Source organism: Stieleria neptunia (genome assembly GCF_007754155.1).
Classification (GTDB): Bacteria; Planctomycetota; Planctomycetia; order Pirellulales; family Pirellulaceae; genus Stieleria; species Stieleria neptunia.
This window is the reverse complement of record NZ_CP037423.1, coordinates 6,438,498-6,463,215: the sequence shown is the minus strand read 5'-3', so window position 1 is coordinate 6,463,215 and position 24,718 is coordinate 6,438,498. Positions and strand designations below refer to the sequence as shown.

General features: G+C 59.2%; 17 protein-coding genes. 6 read left to right on the top strand and 11 right to left on the bottom strand.

The features are described 5' to 3' along the window. Positions 1-9 precede the first annotated feature (9 nt). On the top strand, positions 10-1,218 hold the full coding sequence (locus tag Enr13x_RS22485) for an aminotransferase class V-fold PLP-dependent enzyme (protein ID WP_145389121.1): 1,209 nt from the start codon (positions 10-12) through the stop codon (positions 1,216-1,218). 22 nt (positions 1,219-1,240) lie between these two features. On the opposite strand, the gene Enr13x_RS22480 is transcribed toward Enr13x_RS22485, so the two are convergent. The 4 genes from Enr13x_RS22480 to Enr13x_RS22465 form a co-directional block, all read right to left on the bottom strand. After that, positions 1,241-4,684: a peptidase associated/transthyretin-like domain-containing protein gene (locus Enr13x_RS22480; protein ID WP_197455283.1), complete on the bottom strand. Its 3,444-nt coding sequence runs from the start codon at positions 4,682-4,684 to the stop codon at positions 1,241-1,243. A 5-nt stretch (positions 4,685-4,689) separates the two neighbouring features. Continuing rightward, positions 4,690-5,694: a hypothetical protein gene (locus Enr13x_RS22475; protein ID WP_145389119.1), complete on the bottom strand. Its 1,005-nt coding sequence runs from the start codon at positions 5,692-5,694 to the stop codon at positions 4,690-4,692. Between the two features lie 202 nt (positions 5,695-5,896). Then, complete coding sequence (queG, locus tag Enr13x_RS22470; protein WP_231743710.1) at positions 5,897-6,943, bottom strand: tRNA epoxyqueuosine(34) reductase QueG; 1,047 nt, start codon at positions 6,941-6,943, stop codon at positions 5,897-5,899. A gap of 9 nt (positions 6,944-6,952) precedes the next feature. Beyond that, positions 6,953-8,074 (bottom strand): Gfo/Idh/MocA family protein, encoded by a 1,122-nt coding sequence (locus tag Enr13x_RS22465; RefSeq protein ID WP_145389118.1) that lies wholly within the window; start codon positions 8,072-8,074, stop codon positions 6,953-6,955. 181 nt (positions 8,075-8,255) lie between these two features. On the opposite strand from Enr13x_RS22465, the gene Enr13x_RS22460 reads away from it, so the two are divergent. Further along, positions 8,256-9,401 (top strand): AraC family transcriptional regulator, encoded by a 1,146-nt coding sequence (locus Enr13x_RS22460; protein ID WP_145389117.1) that lies wholly within the window; start codon positions 8,256-8,258, stop codon positions 9,399-9,401. A gap of 78 nt (positions 9,402-9,479) precedes the next feature. Here Enr13x_RS22460 and Enr13x_RS22455 read toward each other — a convergent pair whose 3' ends face one another. The 3 genes from Enr13x_RS22455 to Enr13x_RS22445 all read right to left on the bottom strand — a co-directional run bounded on the left by Enr13x_RS22455 (position 9,480) and on the right by Enr13x_RS22445 (position 13,403). Then, on the bottom strand, positions 9,480-12,038 hold the full coding sequence (locus Enr13x_RS22455; RefSeq protein WP_145389116.1) for a serine/threonine protein kinase: 2,559 nt from the start codon (positions 12,036-12,038) through the stop codon (positions 9,480-9,482). Then, the gene (locus Enr13x_RS22450; protein ID WP_145389115.1) at positions 12,038-12,682 is read right to left on the bottom strand and encodes a sigma-70 family RNA polymerase sigma factor; all 645 of its coding nucleotides are present in this window, start codon (positions 12,680-12,682) and stop codon (positions 12,038-12,040) included. Before Enr13x_RS22450 ends, Enr13x_RS22455 begins: the two co-directional genes overlap by 1 nt. Before the next feature lie 391 nt (positions 12,683-13,073). Next, positions 13,074-13,403: a co-chaperone GroES gene (locus Enr13x_RS22445; protein ID WP_145392594.1), complete on the bottom strand. Its 330-nt coding sequence runs from the start codon at positions 13,401-13,403 to the stop codon at positions 13,074-13,076. Positions 13,404-13,727: 324 nt separating this feature from the next. Here Enr13x_RS22445 and Enr13x_RS22440 point away from each other — a divergent pair, with 324 nt between their 5' ends. Then, complete coding sequence (locus tag Enr13x_RS22440) at positions 13,728-16,772, top strand: hypothetical protein (RefSeq protein WP_145389114.1); 3,045 nt, start codon at positions 13,728-13,730, stop codon at positions 16,770-16,772. Between the two features lie 157 nt (positions 16,773-16,929). Continuing rightward, a complete protein-coding gene (locus Enr13x_RS38175; RefSeq protein ID WP_231743708.1) occupies positions 16,930-17,295 on the top strand; it encodes a DUF1294 domain-containing protein in 366 nt (121 codons plus the stop codon). A gap of 207 nt (positions 17,296-17,502) precedes the next feature. Here Enr13x_RS38175 and Enr13x_RS22430 read toward each other — a convergent pair whose 3' ends face one another. From Enr13x_RS22430 to Enr13x_RS22420, 3 genes are all read right to left on the bottom strand, one after another. After that, positions 17,503-18,432: a transposase gene (locus Enr13x_RS22430; RefSeq protein ID WP_449336656.1), complete on the bottom strand. Its 930-nt coding sequence runs from the start codon at positions 18,430-18,432 to the stop codon at positions 17,503-17,505. Positions 18,433-19,187: 755 nt separating this feature from the next. After that, positions 19,188-20,123, bottom strand: coding sequence for a glycosyltransferase family 2 protein (locus Enr13x_RS22425; RefSeq protein ID WP_231743707.1), 936 nt, complete (start codon positions 20,121-20,123; stop codon positions 19,188-19,190). Between the two features lie 177 nt (positions 20,124-20,300). Next, positions 20,301-21,590: a lipopolysaccharide biosynthesis protein gene (locus Enr13x_RS22420; protein ID WP_145389111.1), complete on the bottom strand. Its 1,290-nt coding sequence runs from the start codon at positions 21,588-21,590 to the stop codon at positions 20,301-20,303. 158 nt (positions 21,591-21,748) lie between these two features. Here Enr13x_RS22420 and Enr13x_RS22415 point away from each other — a divergent pair, with 158 nt between their 5' ends. Together Enr13x_RS22415 and Enr13x_RS22410 are read left to right on the top strand one after the other, a co-directional pair. Continuing rightward, complete coding sequence (locus Enr13x_RS22415) at positions 21,749-22,108, top strand: hypothetical protein (protein ID WP_145389110.1); 360 nt, start codon at positions 21,749-21,751, stop codon at positions 22,106-22,108. 658 nt (positions 22,109-22,766) lie between these two features. Then, positions 22,767-23,414, top strand: a complete 648-nt coding sequence (locus Enr13x_RS22410; RefSeq protein WP_197455281.1) for a hypothetical protein — start codon at positions 22,767-22,769, stop codon at positions 23,412-23,414. Between the two features lie 110 nt (positions 23,415-23,524). Here Enr13x_RS22410 and Enr13x_RS22405 read toward each other — a convergent pair whose 3' ends face one another. Next, positions 23,525-24,700 carry a hypothetical protein gene (locus Enr13x_RS22405; RefSeq protein WP_145389108.1) on the bottom strand — a complete coding sequence of 392 codons (1,176 nt, stop codon included), beginning with the start codon at positions 24,698-24,700 and terminating at the stop codon, positions 23,525-23,527. Between the last annotated feature and the right edge of the window lie 18 nt (positions 24,701-24,718).

Genomic DNA, 24,718 nt, shown 5'->3' with positions numbered 1-24,718 from the left:
AGGAATCACTTGTCAAACGCATTTCGAAAACACTGGCGTCTCAACCCCGATGTCGATTTCCTGAATCACGGCTCATTTGGCGCGACGCCGATCGTGGTCTTGGAAACGCAACGCCGTTGGATCGAGCTTCTTGAACGCGACCCGATTGAGTTTCTGGGGCCGGAACGTTCATTGTTGCCCAAACTGGATCGGGTCCGTGATTGCATCGGTGGTCTGGTCGGGGCCGACGCGGCTGATTTGGCGTTCGTGCGGAACGCGACCGAAGGCGTCAATGCGGTGCTGCGATCGTTCCCGTTTTCAAGCGGCGACGAAGTGGTGATCACCAACCACGGCTACAACGCTTGCAACAACGCCGTCCGTTACGCGGCCGAGCGTTGCGGTACCGGGGTCTCGGTCGCCGAATTGCCGTTCCCGGTTGAATCCGACGCTCAGGTCATCGAAGCGGTCGATGCGACGCTCTCGCCCAAGACGCGGTTGTTGTTGATCGACCACGTCACCAGTCCGACCGGCTTGGTCCTGCCCGTCAAAGAATTGATTGAACTGGCACATCGCCGTGGCGTTCGCGTGATGGTCGACGGGGCACATGCCCCCGGGATGGTGCCCGTCGATCTTTCACAGTTGGATCCGGATTACTACACCGCCAATCATCACAAGTGGTTGTGTGGCCCCAAGACGTCGGGATTTCTGTACGTGCGGCGGGAATTACAGCCTGAGGTCCATCCGACCACGATCAGCCACGGTGCGAATTCGCCGGGGCTCGGACAGACCCCGTTTCTAGCAGAGTTCAATTGGGTCGGAACGTACGACCCGACGCCGATCCTTTCGGTGCCGACGGCAATCGAGTTTCTAGGAGGCCTGAAAGAAGGCGGGTTGTCGCAGTTGATGCGCGACAATCACGCGCTCGTGCTGGCGGGGCGGCAAGTGTTGCTGGATGCAATCGATTGTGGCCTTCCCGCGCCGGCGGAGATGCTCGGCTCTCTGGCATCGGTTCCTTTGCCGGCCGATCGCGTCGGTAACGGTGACGCGGTGAAGGGGTTGCAGCATCGGCTCTATCACGAACATGCCATCGAGGTGCCAATCTTTCTGCTCAACGGCACGCTTCCCTGTCTGCGAATTTCCGCCCAGGTCTACAACAGCTTGGAACAATACGAACGGTTGGCCGACGTGTTGCGGAATTTGTCAGGACTTTCAACGACTCGGTTCCGACGAAACGCGTGACGCGTTCCGCACCCACCGTCATTCATTCGACCAGCGATGTGACGATTCCCGAAACGATCAGTAACTTCCGAGATTCGTTTTCGGCCATGTGATTTTCCAACAGGTCTTCGATCAAACCACGGGTCCAGTCGGGATCGATCGCCGCAGCGGCGTGCAACGGCAAGGCTTGGGAAAACATCACAGACTGATCGCGTTGGCCAAACAACCAAGACCAGTCGTCAAAACAGGGTTCGACCAGAGCCTTGGCAACGTCTCGATTCACCGGTGCGAGCAACTTTGCCAGTGTCGCGGTGGGGAAGAACGGCGTGATGCGACTGGACCGATTCTCGACCCAGACCGAAGCAAACAAGTACTCTTCGGCGAGGGCAGGATTCCATTTTGCGACTTCTTCGATGCGTTCGGCCAACCAATGCCTGGGCTGGATAATCATCGGTCCCTCGACGGGCGACTCCATGATCTCTAGCGCCCGACGCGCCAGAGTCGTTTTGGTCGTGATGTCCGCATCGGATGTCTTTGCCAGATGGAATAGAAAGTCTGCTTTGCCCAGGCCGCCGTCACACAACTCGGCAAGGGCCAAACCACGCTCGACATCACGATGCGGCAGATCCAGCAAACCGTTCGTCATTCCACGCGAGGACAATTGTTCCAGTCCCAGTTGTTTGCAGAGCGATTGGGGCTGCTGATCGCCATATTCGGTGGCGAATCGCACCGCCAGAGTCTGCAATCGATCGATCTCATCGGCGTAGGCAGTCAGCCGAATGAGTTGCGATGCTTTCTGGGGGGCGATCGACGCATAGGCCGGCAAAAAGTACCGGGCAACACCGGCAACCTTTTCCCGCTCACCGGAAGCCAGGATTTGGTCCAGTTTGGGGTGATCGGTGTAGGCGTCAGACAACAGTTCGTTTGCCGTCTCGGTCTCACCCAGTTCCAACAAGATGGCAGCGAGACGACCCGCGGAAACCAGAGCCGGGTCGCCGGTCTGCTGTCGCGCCAACACGAGGGCTTCGCCGAGTAGTTCGAGCCGTTCTTCGGACTGGACCGATTGATCGGCCAGCGATAGCGAATGGGAGAATGCCGCGCCATTGTCCAATAACGGAAGCACTCGCTTTTTTTGCTCGACGCTTAGCCAGTCCATTTGCATCAGTATCATTCCGACGGAGGATTTCATGTCGGGCGACTGCGCGAGCGCGGTGAGTTCATCAAACGCGGTTTCGAAATCAGCGATCGAAAGCGTACGATAGTAGCTGGAGATTCGGTGGAACGTGTCGCTGGGCTTGGGCGTTTCAAAACGCTTGATCAGTTGACGGGCAAATCCTGCCGCGTCGACTTGGCTTTCGGATTGGAGTCGCAGCAGTGGCGGCGAAAGAGGTGCTGCATCAAGCCGTTTCAACTCGATCGGGCCGAGTGGTTGGCCCGCCCGACGCACCACCACGGCGGCGTGGTAACCGTTTTGATGCACGGCAAAGACGGCGGTGCTATCGGGGATGGAGAACATCGCTCGACCGTCTTCATCGCTCCGCCCCCGTTGATGATCGACGTACACGCCGCGACAGGCGATCCGAGCACCCTGGAGGGGACGTTTTGAATCCGCGTCGATCACCCGAATCGGTTGGTCGATGGTTTTCCATTGGGGACGCATTTTGATCGTTCCCAAATCCAGATCGGCTTGCTCGTTTCCGGCAATGGCCGCGTCTCGCCAATAGGTGGCTGTCGTGCGATAGCCTGGTGCCTTCAACTCAACGGACACGTCGCATTTCCAATCGATGATGGCTGGTGACTCAAACACACCCCGTTGATCGGTTGTAATCGGCGAGTTTTCGTCGAACAGGTTGACGGTAAAGGCGTCACGCCCGTTGTAGAGTTCTTGTTGCAGCACTTCGGGCGTCCGCACCGTCACACTGACGGTCTCGATGGGGCTGCCGTTGGTATCCACGACACGGCCACGGATCGTCACAGCGTGGCGAGGATTGATTTGCAACTCCACCTCTGCGTCGGGCGACAATTGCACCGATGCGGCTTGTTCGGTCATCGCGTGGTCGTTGCGTGCGGTCAAATGCACCGTCGCGTTTTCAAGTACGCTAAAGAAGCGAAACTCGCCCTCGGCATTGCTGAACAACGTTTGCGTGCGGGTGAAGCGTTCGTCTTTGAATTGGCAATCGATCTGGGCCGCTGCAACGGGATGCCCCTGTTGATCGACGACTCGGCCGGTTGCAGCCGACATGCGTTGCATGGGAAGCGGATCCAATTGCAATTTTCCGTCGACCGGCAACTGTTGCGGATAAATGTAAAAGCCGCCCGCTTTGATGTGTCGTCCGAGTGCATCGATCGGGAAGTAGCAAATCCGTTCACCCGGGGAAAACCAAATCTGGAACGTCCCATCGTCGCCGGTGACGTTATCCGGGTGAGAAAATGAGAAATGCTGGATATTGACACCGGATAGCGGATCACCGGATTGTTCGTCCACAATCTGACCACGCACGCGAATGCCATCGAACCACTCGATCACATACGACTGGACATCGTCCGTCAAGTCAGTGGAATTGAGTTCATGCTTGGTTGTTAACGAGACGTTGTCCGGCATCTGTGAATTGCAAGCCAGTTTTCCCGGAGTCAATTGCAGCGGGGCAAGCGTGCCATCGGTGCGCAGCGAGGTGGTTCCCCACGTGTAAGGCTGGGTTGCACCCTGCGTGAACCGAAACTCCTGGGGCGACGATGCAACCGTGACCGGTGTGGTGAAAAACGCCGAATCGGAGTCGGGTTCGGTTTCTGCGGTCCAGCGTCCCTTCGTTTGGCGAGTCCGCAGGGTCACGAGACGAGCCCGTCCGTCGTCGCTGCGAGTTAGGGGCAATCGTTGGGAACCGATCGATTCGCCCCACACATAAACCATCGCCAAACGAGACGGGGCAATCCACGTTGCTCGGGTCTTGCCTTGGGCATCGGTGGTAGCAGATTCCGGAATCCCTTCAAATTTTGGTATCACGGTGGTGCCCCAAACCGCTGGCGCGAGTCGCGCCCCCACGACGGGAGCTCCATTGTCATCGATCACCTCGATCGTGGCCGCTGCCGCTGGATCGAGCTGGATTTCGAGTGGCACACCACAACGCAAGCGGGTCTGAAGGACTTCGCGCGCTTTCATCCGATGCCCAGGCGCGGCGACCACGATCAAGACTCGATCGTGATGCAAGAATTGTTGCTGTTCGTGATCGATCGCGACTTCAAACTCACCGCTGCCGATCGCCGGTACGGCAAGGCTGCCCGGTGTCTGGTGCCACATTCCCACGTCCTGCGAGCCCGACAATCCGACCATGTGAATCGTCGCGCTGTCGAGTGGTTGTCCCGAGGCATCCAGAACTCGGATCTTGACCACGTCAGGATTGCTGGCTGCCGATGCGGGGACCGCAGCGAGCCCGTAAACGGCGAAGGAAACGGATAACGTCAGTGCCGCCATGGGTCGGCCAAAGTTCATGCGATTCATCTTTTGATTGTTTTCCCCGGTGGTTGGTACCCCGTCGATCGCACCGGAGCGCTGTGTCGTATAACGCCGCCCAACGGTCCGATATCAAATTTCAACACAAGATCCATCTGCGGATCGATCAAGTCGTGGGTCTCAAAGACCAGTGGACACAAGGACCCACACGCAAATCCTGAACTGCGCCGATCGACAACTTTCTGGGCGTCGTCATTGCCGACGAGCGAGGCCACCAATCGGCTCTCGTCACTCGGTTCCAATTGTCCGACGCGGCAGTCGACGAGCGTCAGTCCAGTGTCGGTCACAAAACTCGGTAAGACCGTCAGCTTGCCTTTGAAATAGTCACGTGCGGCGACGCGGGCAGTGAGGTTGAGTCCGCCCAACAACTCGCACGGCGTGAGCTGATCCTTCGTGATTTCGATCGAATACGCCAGATTGATATCACTGTTGCGGAATCCGATCGCCCAATAACGACCGTCATTCGCTTCGATCAACACCTCTTCCGGACGATAGCTGCCCACCGGGATCGAGATCGCCTCGTGCAACGAATCGATCGTGCGATGGATTCCACTTTTCGAGACCAACGTCGCTGTCAGCTTGGAAAGCACGGCGTCCTCTTGCAACCCATCCAATCGGGCTTCCACGCTGCCCATGCCTTGAATCGGGATCAGTCGCGCCCGCCAAGGATTTTCCAGCAGCTGAAGCTCGAAGTGTTCGGCGGCGTCGAAACCGCGCAGCCGCAGCGGCCGATTGGTCGCGTACTTTTCACGCAACGGATGCAATCGTCCGTCGTCATCGAAATCAATCAACAGCCGATCAGCCTGTCCGGCGAAAACGCCGTCTTGATCACGATCGACCAATTCCATCGCAAATTCACGACCGTCGATCGACACACGGCCGCGCAGTCGATCGACGTCTTCAGCCCGCAACGGAGAGAACGGTTCACTGGCGTTGATCATGCCGGTGAACACCGCCGCCAGTACGAGGCACCCCAAAAGTCGAGTCATTCGATCTCCTTCGTCGCTGCGACGCTGTCTTGGATCCTAATCAGCCTTGTGTACGACTACGATTGTACAGTGGTGTTTCCGCCACGTTGTGCCTGAAGAGTCCGTTGCGGCAGTCTGCTGGGATAGGGAGTCAGCAACCGTTTGGATTTATTTGCAAAACTGAAAAGTTGCAACAGAAAAACGTCGGCCGCGTGTCGCGAGGCTACCGGATGATCTTTTCGATCGCCCAGCGGCAGGCTTCGGCGACCATTTCGTCTTCGTCCTCGGCGCCGCGTTTGAGAGCGGGCAGCGCGTCGGGGTTGCCTTGATTGCCGAGCACGATGGCTGCGTTTCGGCGCATGCCCCGCAATCGCGTCCGCCAAAATGGGGACTTGCGATACCGGGCGCGAAACGTTTCTTCATCGATTTCAAACAGCGATTGGAGATCGATGCGATCGAGCACTCGCTGCTCCGCCGGCGTTTGGCTGCGACGCGATGGCTTGCGATTCCATGGGCAGACTGTTTGACAGACGTCGCAGCCAAACACCCAGGAGCCGATTGCGTCGCGCAGTTCCAGCGGGATCGCATCGCGATGTTCGATCGTCAAGTAACTGATGCAGCGACCCGCGTCGAGCACGCCGGGGGCGGGAAAGGCGTCGGTCGGACACGCGTCCAGGCAGGCCGTGCAGGTGCCGCAATGACTGGTGTGATGGGGTGCGTCATAGGGCAATTCGACATCGACCAAGAAACACGCCAGAAAGAAGTAGCTGCCGAGTTGGCGATGCAGCAGCAACGTGTTCTTGCCCCGCCAACCGAGCCCGGCCAGTTGCGCCAGTTCGCGTTCCATCAACGGCGCGGTGTCGATGCAACCGCGGGTGGAAACCTGCGGCGCGGCTTCGGCGACCAGACGTTTCAGTTGCTTGAGTTTGGCATGGATCGTGTCGTGGTAGTCGACACCGGGCCAGGCGTAGCGCGCCACCGATCCCTGGCCGTCCTCGCATGGTTGGCCGGCATCGGCCGGGTATGGATACGCCAGCACGATGATGCTCTTGGTCCCCGCCATCACTCCGTCGGCATGGCGGTAGGCGTCCAAACGGTCGGCAAAGTACTGCATCCCGGCGGCGTAACCCGACTCGATCCATTTGACCAGATCGGTGAAGCCTGCGGAATCAACCGCCGGGGCGATCCCGGCGTTGATGAACCCCAATTCCGCGGCCCGCTGTCGAAACAGCGGCAGCCAGCCGGCGGGATCGGGGGGCGATTCATTCACGGGCGTGGTTCACGATTGCAGCGTGAATTCGGGCAATTTGACGATCTCTCCACCCTTGGTGGCCGACTCATGAGCACACAACCCGACGCAGGTCCAGTTGGCGCTGGTGACCGCGTTGGGCCAGGGATCGCGATCTTCGCGGACCGCGCTGACCATTTCGTGAACCAGGTGCGGGTGTGATCCGCCGTGTCCGCCACCTTGGACGAACGACAAGTGATCGGCGTCGTGGATTTCCGAGGGCAGCGTGAACTTTTGGATCTCGGCAGGCAACAGATGAGCAAAGTCGGGCACTTCGATTTTTTCCGCGATCTCGGCTTCGGGCTTTTTGGCAGTGTGCAAGACATGCGGTTCGTTTTCGATCAACGTCCACTCGAAACTCTTTTTGGTTCCGTAGACGTCAAAGCTCTCGCGATACTGGCGGGCGACGTCATACAGGAACCGCCAGATGTGCGCCGAAACATCGCTGTCTTTCAACTTGATGTGACAGCTCTCCACGGCGAATCGGTTGCCCGACTTTTTCGCAATCGACTCGCGGACTTCACCGGACCCGAAACAACTGACGTATTCGGCCAGGGCATCGGTCAGACCCAGGCAGGGGCTGACGACGTGCGTCGCATAGTGCATCGGGATCATCTCCTCCCAATAGCTCGGCCAGCCGTCCATGTCTTGCGGGTGTGATGCGGCCAAGTGTTGGATCTTTCCCAATTCGCCTTTCTCGTACATCTGTTTGATGAACAGAAACTCGCGGCTGTAGACGACCGTTTCGGCCATCATGTACTTCAAGCCTGTCTCCTTAACCTTTTCAACGATCTGGCGGCATTCGTCGATCGTCGTTGCCATCGGCACCGTGCACATCACATGTTTGCCGGCATCGAGCGCTTGCAGTGACATCCATGCGTGATCGGGGATCGGGCTGTTGATGTGGACGTAATCGATGTCCGGATCAGCCAGCAGTGCTGCGTAATCGGTGTAACGTTTTTCAATCCCAAATTGGTCGGCCGCCTTGTTCAGTTCGACTTCGTTTCGTCGGCAAATGGCGACGACTTCGGCGCCGGCATGGGCTTGATAGATCGGAATGAACTCGGCGCCAAAACCGAGGCCAATCATCGCGACGCGAACAGGTTTGGACATGGGAAGCCTTTGCGAAGGGGAGGGAGTTGGGAAAACGAATCTCGATGCCGGATCAACGGCGACGCGGGGAGGCCGAGCCGCCGTTTCAAAACCACGGTGTTTGAGCGTGGCGAGCGACAAACTTAGCAAAAATCACGACACCATCAATGCAATATCGCGCATCATTGCTAAGCTATTTCACATGCAGCAACGAAGTGTGGCGCTTTTAATCGAATCCAGCAACGAGTATGCCCGCGGGCTGCTGCGCGGGGTGTTGCGATACCAGGAAGAGTTTGGCCGATGGAAGGTCGATTTGCCGGAGCAGCATCGTGGAGCGGATCCGCCGAGTTGGTTGCGTCGCTATCCGGGCGACGGCATCTTGGCGCGAATCGAAACTGACAAGATTGCCCAGGCGGTCCGAGCGACCGGGTTGCCGACGATTGATTTGAGTGCGGCGCGGCGTCTGCCCGACATCCCTTGGTTGGAAACCGACGACCAGCAAATCGCGGACTTGGCGGTCGAGCATTTCCGCGAACGCGGATTGCGGACGCTGGCGTTCTGTGGTGAAACCGAGTTCAACTGGGCGTGTTGGCGTCGCGACGCGTTTGTCGCCGCGGCGGGGGCACGTGGGTTGGAGGTTTCGGTGTATGACATTCCGCCGGAAACGCCGCGTACGACGTGGGCGCGTCAGCGGCCCAAGCTGCTGCGTTGGATCCGGGATCTGCCCAGTCCCTGCGGACTGATGGCGGCGTATGATTCCTTGGCCCGCCGGATTTTGGATTTGTGTGATGAAGCGGGGCGGAGTGTTCCCGATTCGATCGCCGTGTTGGGCGTCGATGATGATCCACTGCTGTGCCGGTTGGCTTCGCCTCCGTTGACCAGCGTCATTCCGGATGCCGAGCAAGCGGGGTACGTCGCGGCGGAGTTATTGGAGAAGATGATGGACGGTGCGGTCGTCCCCGCGACGGGGACCTTGTTGCCTCCGATCGGGATTTCAACCCGCCGCTCGACCGATACCGTTGCGGTGGACGATCCTGAAATCGAAAACGCCGCGCGCTACATTTTGGCCAATGCCTGTTCGGGAATCCGCGTCGGCGACGTGGTGGCCACGACATCGATGACGCGTCGCGCGTTGGAGTTGCGTTTCAAAGCGATGTTGGGCAAGACGCCTCACGAGATGATTGTCGCGACGCGGATCCAGCGCGCCGAACGTTTGCTGCGGGAAACCTCGTTCCCGCTGGATTTGATCGCGCGGCGTTGCGGCATCGAGCATGCGGAGTATCTGAGCGTAATGTTTCGAAAGCAGCGTGGGATCACCCCCGGCAAGTACCGCGATTCGTTCCGCTGAGGGTGGGATAGGCTTCCAGCCTGTCATTTCAGTGTCGACAGGTTGGAAGCCTCTCCCACTTATTCTGCTAACAATCCGCTAACGGACTTCGTCGCCGTGGATCCGCCACCAGGAACGCGCCTCTTCGACCGACCAGGGATGTGCCGCGATCAGCCGGTCCAGTTCCAACGCCAAATCGTCGATCGTCGCGAAGCGATCGTCCACGCTTTTGGCCATGCACTTTTTGACCAGCGCGATGATCGGTTCGGGGACGTCTTGGTCGCGATGCACGCCGATGCTGATCGGTTGTTCGGTCAGCACCAGTGCAAACAAGGATTCCGGGTCACACTCGATGAACGGCGGGCGGCCGGACAGCAGAAAGTAGGCGATGCATCCGACGGAATAGATGTCCGAACGGGGGTCGATGTTATTCGGTTCGCGATAGCGTTCGGGTGCCATGTACATCGGGGTGCCGGCCCAGATCGTTTCCGCGGTCTGGTAGGAATCCGCGTCGGGTTGCAGCGGTTTGGCCAATCCGAAATCGAACACGACCGCCCAGTCACCGACGGAAGCGTCCAGGGAGAGCATGATGTTTTGGGGTTTGATGTCTCGGTGCACCAATCCCAACTTGTGAGCCTCGCCGAGTGAGTCGCAGACCTGGCGGAGAATGAACAGTGCCCGCCCGATGGACTGGAACCCGCTTCGTGCCACGACATCGTAGAGCGTGATGCCCTTTAAAAATTCCATCACGCAATACGCTTCGCCTTCGTCGCCGCGGCCGTAGTCGTAGATCGTGACCGTGTGCGGATTGCTCAGCGACGCGGCCAGTTTGGCTTCGCGATCGAATCGCAGCCTGTCTTCCAAATTGTCTCGGTCACCGCGCAAGACCTTCAACGCCGTATCGCGACCGAGTTGTCCATGTTTGGCGCGATAGACGACTCCCATCCCGCCGCTGCCCAACTCGGCGATCAACTCATAGCGGCTCAAGGGGTGGACGGCGGCCTGTGCCAACGCGGTTCGTCTGGCGATCCGTCCGGCAGCCGTCAGCGCGGTGACGGTCAACAACATCCCCAACGCGAGGAATCCCATCCAGACGGTTTGCGCGGTTGCAAAGGCGGAGTCCGCGGTGCGTTCCACAACGATCCCCAATCCCCGTTGATTGACCCAACGCCACGCTCCCACCACGTCGACGCCGGCGTAGTTGCGATAGGGTTCTAGCTTGGATCCGGATTGTCCCGAGGAAGCCGCCGCGACGGAGTAGGTCAGCGGTTGCGTGCGTCGAAATTGGCTTGCCAATTCAGTGGCGGATGTCGCGGATGTGCCCGGATCGGAGACTCTTAATCGGCAGGAAACCGAGTCGTCATCGGACGCGTCGAGCGTCAACCAATCGAGCGCGCGGGGGCTGTTGGTGACCATCATGCCGTTGGCGTTGACGGCATACACGTCCAGCCCGCCCGCGCCTGAGGCTTCGCGAAAGATCTGGTCCAAGGCGTCGTACATGCCAAAGCCACGAATCGAGATCGTGGCGATGACGCGTCCGTTGTCATCGCGAATCGGCATGATCTCGGCCATCACCGGCAGGCGGGTTTCGGGTTGAACACCGCTGTCGTCGGCGGTCAAGATTTCGGGACCGAACAACACGGTTTCACCGCGCATCGCACGCGCCAGGTTGGCCGCCCCGTCGGGCGCGACGTTGCCGCCGATGTCGGCCCCGTCGGCCGACCAACTGGCGAGGATCTTTCCGGTGCGATCCCAGACGACATACTTGATGTCCGGTTGCTGAGACTGGGTGACCAGTGCCGTGCGGAGTTGTTTCGCGCCGGGGGCCTTGCGCAGCGCCTCGACCGATTCGTCCTGTTCGCTCGATTGAACCAGCGAGATGATCGCATCCCGCAACTCGCGGTGCCGCGCCCAGGATTCGGTCAGTCGCGATTGATCGTCGAGGAATTGATCGACGCTGACCCGAACGGCATCGGCCACGCCGGCCAATTCATTCGCGGCGGATTGGCGCAGGTTTGAGTCCACCTTCGTGTAGGTCCACCATCCGATCAGCGCGGTCGGCAAAATGGTGGCCAGCCAGAGCCATCCGGCATTGAAACGCCGGTGGCTTGTCGCCCGAGTTTGCCAGATCCCGGCGGAGGGGCGGCGGCGCGCCGGGGCGGCTTCGTCGCGATACCGGGGCGAGGCATGGGTGCGTTGTGAACTCTGTTGTGTGACTTGGGCGGATTTCGAAGGGGCGGGTTTGGATCCGGACCTCGATTTTCTCACCCCGCTCCTGTAGGTCTGACGCTGCGGTTGCCGCTCCGCTTCATCCGGCGTCGGTTTGGACTTGAGAGTCGATGTGTCGCTGGTTGAGTCGCGTTGGCTGGGTGGCAAGAACGGCGCGCCCGCCGTGGATGCACCACCGTCGGTTTCTTGAGCGGGGTGTCCGGGGGGCGATGAAGTTGCCAAGGCGGACGGGATCGCCGGTTGTTTGGCCGAGTTGCCTTCCAGCCGAGCCGATTGGTGGTCGTGCTCGTCCAGCAACGACATCACTTCGTCGATCAGTGTCTGGTCGTCGCCACACTGCGAGACCAGGAACGCGTGTTGCTGGTCAGCGGGAAGGTCGTCGACGGCTAGAAATAATTCACGGACCCGCGCGTAACGCTCCGCATTCATCAAGTCGTCTCGGGTTCCGATGCCGCGGGAGGAGGACTAGGGGAGTCGGTGTCGGGGTCGACGGAGGGATCGGATTCCTCGGCTTCTTCGCTGTCGCGTCGCAGCTCACGTCGCATCCAAGCGCGGCTCATGGCCCATTCCTTTTCGATGGTGCGGAGTCCCAGTTTCATTTCCGCGGCGATCTCGCGCATCGTCATGCCGCCGAAGAAACGCAGCTCGACGATTTTGGCTTGCCGGGGGTTCAGTTGGGCGAGCTGTTCGAGCAGGTCGTCCAACGCGACCACGTCGTCGTCTCGATTGAGTTCAAAGGTGACGTCGTCGTGCAATTGCCGTCGCTCCCAGCCACCGCCCCGTTTCAACGATTGGACCTTGCGGGCATGATCCACCAAGATCCGTCGCATCACGGTGGCGCCGATCGCAAAGAAATGCGTCTTGCCCTGCCAGTTGATTCTGGAGTGGTCGACCATCCGCATGTAGGCCTGGTGGACCAGCGACGAGCTGCTGAGTCGATTCCGCAGCGGTTCGTTCTGCAGGAATCGGCCTGCCAAGCGGCGCAGGTCGTCGTACATCACCGAGAACAGACGGTCGGTCTCGCCTTCGGTTCCCTGTTGACTGCGGCTGATTAAATCGGTGACTGAAGGCATGGTTCCGGATAAGGCATCAGCGACTCGAACGTCCGTCGCGGCCGAGCGTCCCCCTACAGCGAGTGAGCTCGATCATGCGACATCTTCGGCGGATGACCGCCCGCCCCCCAATGTAACTTATCCGAGTAGTGTAACTGCTCGGACGGCGAAAATGTTCTCAATTGTTTGCGGCCCGCCACTGGCGGGCCGCCGCCCGCCGCGGGACGTCGATTTTCCCGGTGACGGATTGGATCATAGCGGAAGGATCCAAGACTTCTGCAGCGTGGGCCCTCTGTGGCGTTTGCTTGCTGCGCAAACGCCGTCTCTGCCAGAGGAAGAGAATCGAAATCGGTTGCAAAAAGCTTTCGTGATGCAATCGGTGTCCCCCGGCGAGCCACCCTGGGCGGCGGTGTCAATCGTCTTCGGGTTTGTTCCGGCGGAACACCGCGACGATATCATCGACCGGGACGACAAACAGCTGATTGTCGTGTTCCAGATCGACCGGCACCGCGTTCTTGGGATGGAAAAGGATCTTGTCGTACTGACGCAACGGCAGCTCTTCGTCGTTTTCGACCACGGCGCTGATGGTCACGATGCGTCCGGTGATCGTCGGGATTTCGGCCGCATCGGGCAGCGCAATGCCGCCGCGGGTTTCGCGTTTCGGTTCGTCCTTGCGGACCAACACACGATCGCCAATCGGCTCCACGTATTCGAACGCCGCGTTTGCCTTTTTCTTCGCCATCACCACTCCGTAAGGATTCATTCTTTTCCGCCCCGACATCAGCGATCGTCGGGATCTGGGGCACAGGCAATAGTCTTGCGAGACAGGGCGTTTTCGTACACCCGGCATCGTGGGTGGGGCCGTGGCAACATGAGTAAAATCGGCAAGAATTGCCGATTAGGGCAAATCGACGGGCAAACAGCCATCATGGAGATTGGCGAGATTTCGCAGCACTTGGCAACCGCGCTGGACCGGCCAAAGTGATCTGGCCGATTCACAGCCCAGGCGGAAATGGAAACCGTACGCTTTTCTCTTTTGACCGATGGTCTTTCGATGCGCAAGGATGTGAAACGTTCCCTCGTGATGTGGCCGCTGACGGCGTCCATTTTCGTGACCGGACTCAGCTGGCTGGCGATGCAGGCCGATCCGGGGGCAAGAATGCTTGTCTCCGGTGCCGTCACGCTTTGGAAAACCTCAGGCTTGTCGCAGTCGATTCTGCCCCGGACCACCAGGCCGGACGCCCCCCGCGTCAGCGCCACCCCGGCGGGTTTGTCGTCCGGTCGGATGCCGGCGTCCTCGGGCAAAACCGCTGCCCAGACGACCGCCCAGACGACCGTTTCGGCGGGCCGCCCGGCCGGCGATGCCGTCGCGGATGCCTGGGCCGAGTTGTCGCAGATCGAATCCTGGAACGATGCGTCCTTCGAGCTTCAGCAACCTCGCATCGCGGGCATCCCGGCCCCCTCGCTGGACAGCCACAGCGACATCTTCGGCTTCGATGCGAATTTTGATGACGCCGCGGGCGAGGCGTCCACGGCCGACCTACCGGTCTTGGAGCTGACTCCGACGGTGGAGCAACGCGTCTCGGTCCAGCTGGATGCGGCGAACGTCGCCTCGGCCGACGAGATAGTGATTCGCATCGATCCCGATGTGTTCTTTGCCGATGAACGCCCGCTGTCGCAAGGACAACCGTACGCGCGTCTGGATGACCCCACGCCCCGCATGGCCGAACGCCCGACCTACGACGTCGCCTTGCCCTCGGCGTTTGAAGCACCCGCCGCGACGGTCGCCGATCTGGCTCCCGACGTGAACGAAATCGAAGCGACACCGGGCAAACCCGCCACGGATCTGTTGGGCGCCGAAGAGAAGTCGGCCGCGCCCGCTGCACCGCGGGGCAAAATCAACGGTTCACCCGACGATCGAGTTTCGCCCGAGGTGACGGAGATCACGCGGCAATCCGATGGCGGCGCGGAGGACTCCGGTTCGACTCGAAATCTGACCCAGCCGCGGTCGGCCGCGTGGCCGGTCCCGCATCGATTGATCGAACAGCTGGACATCCTTGAATCGATTGTCATCCGCACCGATCTGCCGGCCGACGATTTCGACCTCAATCCGGAAACGACGCCGCTCACAACGATCGGTCACCACGAACTGCTCGAATGGTCCAAACAGGTTCGTGATCTGCTCAGCCAACTTCACCAGGCCAATCGTCTCGGCCAGCGTGATGTCCAGCCCTTGCTGGATCAATTGAAGCAGTTGCAACAGTTTGCATCGGTCGAAGCGGAATCCTTGCGTTCGCGCAGTCGTCGGGTGGCGTGGCTTCAAGCGGCGTATTCGATCGAACGACGTTTGGCGGTCTGGGAACCGATTTTCAGAATCAATTCGGGCAGCTTCTCCGCGGTGCATCACGTCGGTGATGATCTGCCTTCGGTCGCCGATGCGATTGATCAATTGGAAAGCCGGCTGGTGGTGACCGGTGACGCGGCGGGCTGGTCCAAGTTCCTGTTGTTGGAATCGGTTCGTGACGCGTTCGGGGCCGGTGATGACAACGCACGCCGCGAAGTCGCTCAGAAATTCTTGTCGCGATTGACGTGGCCGAATTTGGCGGCACCGCATCAGCGCTTTCTCGCCGACCCCGCGGTCCGCGATGTCGCCGTCGCGATCAAGCCTTGGGCCAGCGGCGCGATCGACTATTCGGCGCTGTTGCACCAGATCGAACGGGCGGAATCCAACGCGATCGATCTGGTGACCGCCGAGATCGCACAATCGATGCAGGCACTCGGTCACGCCAATCATCCCCAGGCCCAACAATTGTCGGCCAACCTGGACACGCATTACCGCAATGCGAACGTCCGCTTTTCGCTCAGCGAAGAACTGTTGCGCGACCTGATGCCGCAACTGCCCACCCGCGAAGTTCCCCTGCGAACCACCATGCTGGGCAGTCGTGTGACCGGGGTCAGTCGCGTCAGCACCGATCTGCAGTTGCGGCTGATCCCATCGCCGTCGACGTGGGAATTGACGTTGGAGACCATCGGCAACGTCTCCACGCGAAGCATCGGGCGGAGCGGACCGGCGGCGATCAAGACGACCAGCGTGAATCCATACACCGCGGCCACTCCGATCACCATCAAACCGGACGACATCTTCCTCGGTGATCCCGCGGTTCACGTCGGCGGGCGATCGCGACTGCGTGGGATCAACACGACCTATGATTCCTGGCCATTGGTCGGAACGCTGGTCCAGAGCATCGCGGAAACTCAGTATTTCGAAAAAGCATCGTTGGCTGACCGTATCGGCCGCAACCGAATTCGAACGCAGGTTGGCGAAGAGATCGATCGCAGCGTGACCGAAAAGGTCGACCAGGCGACGGCGAAATTCAGCGAAACGATCCTCGGCCCGTTGAATCGGCTGCAACTGGAACCCCGCGTGATCGACATGAGTTCGACGGCGTCGCGATTGATGGCACGCTATCGCATGGCCGGCGATTGGCAATTGGCCGCCATGACGCCTCGACCCCGAGCACTCCGCGACAACCTGTTCAGCGTGCAATTGCACCAGTCGGCGATCAACAACACGCTGGAACAATTGGTCCCCCAGGATGAAACGTTGCCGATCGATCAGGTGTTGACGCAATGCTTTGAAGTGCTCGGTGCGGGCGACCGTCCGCTGCCGGACGATCTGCCCGAAGACATCTCGATTCAGTTTGCCAAGCATCGACCGATCACGGTGGAAATCGAAGACGGCAAGGTGTGGATCACGATGCGAATCATCCGTTTGCAGGGCGATCGTTTGCGACTGAGAAACTTTATCGTGCGAGCGGCCTACACGGCCCAGATCGATGGGCTGAGTGCCGCGTTGGTTCGCGATGGGCACCTCAGCATCAGCGGTCCCGGCATGTCGATGCGACAGCGATTTCCCGTCCGAGCGATTTTCAACAAGGTGCTCTCGCCGACGCGTCCGTTGCCGTTGACGTCCCCAGAGTTGTTGGCCGAACGATTGCCCGAGCAAAGTGGGATCACGCAGTTCGAATTGCGTGACGGTTGGGTCGGCATTTCGATCGGTAAAACGACCGAGAACCAACGCGTCGCAAGCCGCCCGGTCGGGATTCGGTAAGGAACGACGGGGACACGTGCCGGACACGTCAAAACCTCGTCCAGGCGGACGGGATGAAGTCCCTCGTTTGTCGAAACCCTCCCTGGTGGAGGTCGTGCAGTTTTCAAAGCCACTCTCTGGGCAGGAGGGTCGAGCGAAGCGAGGGGAGGAGCGACCGGTGAATCGCGGCGATTATTATAAAACATCATTGCCTGTGATCGCCGCATGGTTGTTCTTGGTGTTTGTCGGATTGTTGGTGGTGAGCGACCAACTGCCAACTCTGGTGTTGTGGTTCTACCTAGGCGCCAGCCTGATCACGTTTTTGGTGTACGCGATCGATAAGTCCGCCGCCCGGCGTGGTCGTTGGCGGACTCAAGAGAACACGCTGCACCTGCTAGCCATGATCGGCGGTTGGCCGGGGGCGCTAATCGCTCAGGAGAAGTTGCGGCACAAAACCAGGAAGCAATCCTTTCGTATTGTTTTTGGATTGACTGTGCTGCTTAACGGTGTGATGCTCGTCACGTTGTGGGTGTTGCGGCAGTAGTATCCCGAAAGGGATTGCAGCACGTAGCCGGCGGTCGAGCGCAGCAAACGCCGTCTCTCCCAGAGGGGGTTCTTCGCGGATTTTAGTGGGTGCGCTCGAATACTCGGGGAAGGTTTTTTGAGGGATGACTGCGATGTCCGATGGTTGTGTTCGGTAGGATGGCGAAGCCAGGTGAAGCGGAGGCGGGCTCTGCTCTCAAGGAACTTCCTACCCAGCTAGTTCATTGGGGACCACTCGCAGGTTGAGTGCAGCTGCCCGTTTCGCCAGATTTTCCATTGCTCGCTTCTTGTATTGCTGTTCGTAATAGTCGTTGCCGACATCGACATATTCCCTCCCGTACTTCAGCATCCCATAAACTATTTTCGCGAGCTTGTGGGCCGTCGCCGTGATCGCTTTGGGTGAACCAAGACGGGAACGGATCCTGCGAAAGAACGCTCCTAAGGCGCAGTTTGATCGTGCCAGGGACGCGGCGGCTGTTCGAAGTGCGGCGGCGGCTCGGTTCGCACTTGTACGTGTTTTACCACTGAGCAATTTCCCACCTGTCTTCTTACTGCCCGGACATAGGCAAAGCCAAGAAGTGAAATGCTTCTCTGTTGCCCACCTACTCATGTCGGTACCGATTTCAGAAATCAGTGTGATTGCGGATTGACCGCTAATCCCATCAATGGTCGTCATGTCGACGCCCAGCACCCGATAGAGCTGATTGCGCATATCGAACCGGGGGCTATTGCTTCCAGCTTTAGGAGCCTTCAGCTTCGGCAGAATCTCACCGTCACTTCGGTCGGAAAATGTACCCAAATGTTCTTCAAGCTTGGAATCGACTTCCGACAGTTTGGAACCGTAAAAACGGTACAGTTCCAGAGCCTGTTTTAACGCAAATACATGTTCTTCACGCCAATTGCCTTCCAGAGCTTTCGCGATCGTCGACTCGTCATTTTTGCACCTTGGATCGCGAAGTTTTGCGAGTAGGTGAGGGTCTCGACTGCCCGCAACAATGGCATCCAAAATGGCAAGGCCAGTGGTGCCGGTGATGTCCGAAATGACGTGATGGAGCTGGACATTCATTTCCATCATCGCCTTCTGCATCCGTTGGATATGCTCGCTCGCGTTGGCGACGAGCATGGCTCGTTGCCGCATGTAAGAACGCAGAACACAAATTGCCGCACTCTTCCAACCAATCTGCGAGCGACGCCAGATCGGATGTAAAGGTGCCGAAGCAGCGAACGTGTGATGAGTCGCGATCGGAGGGCACGGCAACATAGTGCTGGGTCGAACCAATATCGATGCCGGCAGCGTTCAAGTTGATTGTGTCAAGTGATTGTGGAACGGGTGCGTTGTCAATCGGAAACCCACCACGTGATCGACGCTTAGGTTTCCCAGAGGATTTCTTCTTGGCCATGGCGGAACTCCGAAAGGTGACTTCAACGGAAAAACGCGGCAGGCGCGGGAGTAGGGCTCTGTTATTCTCTCAAACGGGGTCAACGCCGTGAGGCGAGCCACCAATGTCATTTTCAAGCAAACTCCCGGGACCAGGCTGAGAAGCGGGCACGAAGCACCACGTAGAGAACGGCCTCCACGACCCGCCGCGTATCCGACATGATAATCCTCACACCCAGTTCCTCGGAATCATTTGGTCACTTGTGGCCTGCGGCGGCTGAGGAGCAACCCGCCAAGGAATCACCTGGTCTGCGATGCGCCGAAGAGGCTTCGTGCCCTCCGCCGGCCCCCGTGTCGGCGGAGGGTCGTTTGAACCGAGCGTTTGTCCTCGCTCTCCCCATTCGGACATCGCAGCAATGCCTCGAAAAACCTGGGGCCTGAGCGATTAGCCACTAAAATCCACGAAGCACTCCTAGAGGGAGAGAAGCTAAATTGAAGGCAAGACGACGTGGGGCTCAGGCGAGTTTAAGTTGTCTCAGCAGACGATTGACGCTTCGCCCCGGGGAACAGAGGCCGGACCAGGCCAAACGGGCGTAGCCGCGAAGACGGTGCCCGCCGAGTAGATCGATCGATGCCAATCGGTATTGCAGCAACGCATAGACATTGACCTGTTTTGCGAACCGCGACAGCAATCCCGCGCGGGCCCGCTGGGCAAAGTAGTCTTCGTAAGCAATTTCCGGCAGGTTTTCTTCACGCCGCCTGGCCAGCTCGCAGGCGAATTCAATGCTCGCCTGCAGCTTTCGCATGTGCTTGCCGTTGATGCTGCCGGTGTGGATGCGGTATTGCAGCAGCGGTTCGGGCAGGTTGGCCAGTTCACCGACTTCGCCCATCCGCAAGAACATGTCCCAGGCGTCGAACATGCCATGCTGTTTCCAATAGCCACCGATGCCCTTGAGCAGCGCGGTCCGCATCAGAATGGTGGGATGACACATGGCGTGTTGGCCTTTGCGCAACTGGCTGTAGATCGATTCATGATCGGTCGCCAACGGGATCACGCGTCCCGCTTTCTGGGCGCCGCGGGGAACGATCTGGGAACCGACCAGTCCGACGTTGGGGTGATCGCGCAAGAACGCGACTTGTTTTTCCAATCGCGTCGGGTCACAGATGTCATCGCTGTCCATGCGTGCGAGAAACTCGGTCTCACAGAGTTTCAGACCATGGTTGGAGGCGACCGCTGTGCCCGCATTGTCTTGATGGATGACCGTGATCCGCGGGTCATCAAGAGAATCGAGGTAGTCGCCGGATTCGTCGGTCGAACCGTCATCGACGATGACCATCTTCCAACGCGAATAGGTTTGCCCGCGGATCGACTCGACGGCGTCTGCCAGGTAGGGCATGCCGTTGTAGACGGTCATCAAAACGGAAACGTCTGGTTCTAGATCCGCGGACAAAACGGGGGGCTCCATTGTTCTTCTGCACAAGTCGTGACGTGGGAATCGTGACGTGGGACGCGGCGTGTTGCTCAGCATAGTTGATGCGGCGCGGACAGCTAGCAGGCGTGGTCCGAGCGGGGACGCGCGACTCGCCGAAGGATCAGAGATGCGTCACAACCACTACAACAAGGACAATCAAGACGCGGAGGCTGTCGCGAGTTCGTGGATTGCGGCCCGGAAGGCCAAGACGCGATAAATCGCCGTGACGTAAAATCCACTGACCAAGCCGATCGTCATGCCCAGAATGGTCATGGAGTGGACCAGCGCCGACGAGATCACGACGGTCGCGACCAGCCCCCACATCGCCGCCCAAAAGTTTGCCGCGGGACGATTGATCGCTCGCAGGCCACTGCCCATCGCATAGCTGACCCCCGATGCGACGGTTCCGAACCCGAGAACCGCAATGGCGACGCCGTGACCGCCGTATTGCTGGTCAAAGATCCACACGATCAACGCATTTCCAATGACTGCCACCAGCACGGCAAACAGCACTAAAACCGTGACCATCACGCCCGTAAACCGCCATACCAATCGGCTCGCCGCGGCGGCACCGCCGGCGGCGAAGGCGTGGGCCGCTTTGGGCGACAACACATTGCTCATCCCCAAGATGAACGGATTGGCGAGCATCACGACGGTCATGCAGGCCGCGTAGATTCCGGTCGCGCGTTCGCTGATGATCGCCGCCAGCAACCAGTGGGCAAAGTACATGTGCAGCACCGAGGTCAGATGCGCACCGACGACCCATTTGCCGAAGCTGCTGTTTTTGATCCAGTCCGACCGCAGGCGAGTTCGGTCCCATTGGAATTCGGATCGGACAAGATACAGCCAAGCCGATCCGGCGATGCCCGCGGCGCCCCCGGAAACCAGGTAGGCGCCGGTCGCATGCATCTGGTCCTGTCGCGCCAGCAAGGCCAGCCCGCCCAATTGAAGCACGCTGACCGCCAGATCCAATGCCATCGCCGTCGCAACGCGGAGGTGGGCGAAGGCGAAACGCCGCGCGAATTCACGCAGCATCAAGAATGGCAGCAAGATCACCAGCAGCCACAACAAACCGAGCAGACCGGTCGTCGGCCGCGTCATCTGGACGATCACACAACAGGCCGCCAACACGAGCATCGCCAGCCCATTTAATCCGATCGATTGTCCCAGCGAACTGGCGGCGTACTTGCGTTGGTCGTCCGCGGAAAGCCGTTTGACGAAAACGGTGTAGGGGACCGAGACCAGGGATTCCTGGAAACTGACCAACAGCACAAACACACTGAAGGCCAGTGAATAATAACCCAACTCGGATTCGGAGCCGAATCGTCCGACCATCACCGTGGTTGCAAAACGAGTCCCGCTGACCACGATCTGATCCAGCAACGACATCACCGTGTCGCCACGAGCGGTGCCTCGCAGACGTGCAAGAACTTCGGCCGGTTTCATCGGCGGTGTCCACGGAGGATCATGACAGGAAGCTGGCTCATTGGCGACAGGATCGGTTAGGATGTCGTTGACTGTGCAGAGTTTAGTTGCCGGCGGCGATCCGGTAACCCCGGCACCGGTGACTCTCAGGGATCAACTGAAGACGATCGATAGAAGACATGGAATCGACGAATCCCTTTGCCCCTCCGAGGCGAAATGCGGCCGGTCCCGAGCAGCGCGCCCGGGGCCGTGCGCTCGCTCGTCAACTCGCCGCAACCGGCGCGGCCAAGGGGGCGGTCGTCATCAAGCTGCGATCATTGGGATTCGGTGATGTCGACGCAGACGAATTGGCCGACGCCGCAATTCGGAATCAAACGAGAAAACGGCGCATCAAGGGGATGGGCGTGATCTTGACCGGGGCAGTGATCGTCGGGGGCGCGGTCGCCCTGTCCCCCTTCGTCGCCGCCAAGTTGGTTATCATCGTCGGGGTCTTCGGGACTTTCTTTTGCATGCTGGGTATCGCGCAACTGTTTGGTTGACGTTGTCTTGTGCGCTCTGGCATGACAAAAACGCTTTCTCACCAGGAACTCCATCGATGAATAATGACCTGCACTATTCGGGCGAAGGTTACAAGACGTTGGGCAAGCGGTTCGCCGAAAACGCCGTGCGTTTGATTCGCCAGCACGATTGATCGAAGCCGCCGGGACCGTAGGTTCTGCGGTCGATAGCCAACGTCGCTGGCGTCGTTAAACGGCGTCGTTGAACAGCGTCGCTGAACAGCGTCGTTGGCGAGACAGGGGTGGCAGAATGATACGGGGCAGAATGATGGGCAACATTGTGAAGCATTTTTTTGCGGTAGGACGCGAGCCCTCAACACGGGGGAAACTGCTTCACCGCGTTAACTGATCGGGTAGCCGGCTGGTTGAACTTATTCGAATTGCATTCCCCAGCGATGGTTGATGTGCGGTCGCGGTGGGCTGAGGTTGCGTGGGACCCCGGCCCGTAAGGTTATCGCCCACCCAACTTGAGTTCGCCTGGGCGTGCAACGCTGGCAACTGGATGTGGCGCTCTGACCTTATCTGGTGTAAATTCGCCGGCCGACGAGATTGGCCTCTGCAGCTCTGGGAAAGTCGTTAAAATTAAGATCGCTATCAGTGTGTTAGCCAGTCTCTTCACATGACCCATCAGGTGGGCACTATGACAACCTGGATCGGAACGAACCAAGCTGGATGGGACGGCAACGAGATTGGCTTCCACAGTATTCAGGGCTGCACGGGACTCGTGCTGCAAACCGACAACTGGATCGCCGGATGGCATGTCGGCGGAGGAGGCGGCGGCAACGACTACATGTATACCGGGCAAAGCAAGATTGCGTTTCTCGGTCCGGCCTTTCTGGCCTACGTCCAAGCGATCCACCCCAATCCTTGGCCCGGGGCAGGATTGATGGCCGGCACCAACAAGCTAAGGATCATCCATAACGGCCACGATGCCTGGGAAACGGAAGTGGAGGATTTCGCCGGTATCTTCGGGTACCATGGCACAACGAAGGGGCTAAATCTCCGAAGCAAGGTGGGGGCAGTCGACAGTTGCGATGTCGTGATCACCAAGGTTCGGAACGACTGTCAGATCAGGTACAAGCGGACCAGTAAGGTGCAGCACACACCGCAGACACCCGCTCAGCAACTAGCAAGCCCGGTAATGACGATCTACAAGAACGGTCCACTGGCAGACCGACAGCCCATCGCTGGACCTGAGTCTCACTCAGCGGCCGTCGTTCGGACGGACTCCAACGCTGGGCAATTCCACCGCGCACGTTGGTGGAGCACGTCCAGGCATACCGTTTGACGGGCTCGAAGCTTTGACGTACGGGGTCGGCAGACTAGTCCTGAATCAAATGCAGCTTGATTTGGAACATGATTCTGCCCCATATGATTCTGCCACTTCCATGCATTGCGTCATTTCGCCAGGGTGGCGTGTTTGGCGACGGCGAACCCGAGTGCGTCTTGCTTGGCGGCGCAGAAGTCCATGATCAGGTCATAGCCTGAGCTGTCGCCCGACTGGGCGGCGTGAGCGGCGATCTCGATCAGCAGCGGTACGATCGATTGCGACGGCACGTCTTCGGGAACGTGGCGGATCGCGAACTCGATCGCTTGCAGGGGGCGTCCGACGCGGTCGAGCAGATCGATGTAGGTTTCGATCGCCGCGGTGCCGTGTTCTTGGGGATCGACGTTGATCGCTTTTCGTTCGAACAGTTTCAATCCGGCGTCGACGTTTTCGCCCAGCAAGATCGAATAGAACGCGGCATAGGCGGGATAGAAATCGACGAACGGTTCTTCGCCGGGGTATTGGAACTGGTGGTGCAGCTGGCGTCCGTATTGTGTCAGTTCCCAAGCCTTGCGAAGCTGTTTCGGATCCGTCAGTGTGGACGCAATCCGCACGGTCGATGACAGGTGGGTTGTATCGAGGTGATAGCCACCGTCTTTCATCACCCAAGGCCGATTGGCCAGCATGTCGGACAGCGATTCATCATCGCCGGGGGCGGCATCGCGGGCGGTGATATCGTCGCGGACCAGCGTGATCAATTCGTTGTAAAAATGTTCCAGCAAACGTTCTCCGGCGGCGCGGCGGTCCGCTTTGCTGCGTTGGGCGATCGCCTGGTCAAACAACGTGATGCTGTTGCAGGTACCCTGATGGTCCAGGACGGCCTGGAATCCCCGTCCCACATCGACGCCTTCGTGCAACAGGACGCGTTGCATTTCGTCGTAGTTGTCGTCCGTGATTTCGACTTCGGCGATCAGGTTCCGGATCAGTTCGTTGTCGCCGGTCGGTCGCAGGTAGGTCCAGCCTTCGAAAACACGTCCGGCTCGGATCAGCATTTCGCCCGACTCGCGACAGGCTTCCAAAAGTCCCAGTTCCAATTGTCGCTCGACCTCTTCCGACCGCGTCGGTTCGTCTTCGCTGGTCAACAGCGGCAACCCCAGTCGGTCGCGGACGATCATTTTTCGGGCCTCGAACAACTCCATCGGCAACTGTTCTTGGCGGAAGGATTCCGCGAGCTGTTGGAGCAATTCCGATCCAGAGGTGTCGCAGTGGCGGAGGGTTTCAAAGATTTGGCTGGCAGATTCAGACATCGACAGAATGGGAGTTAC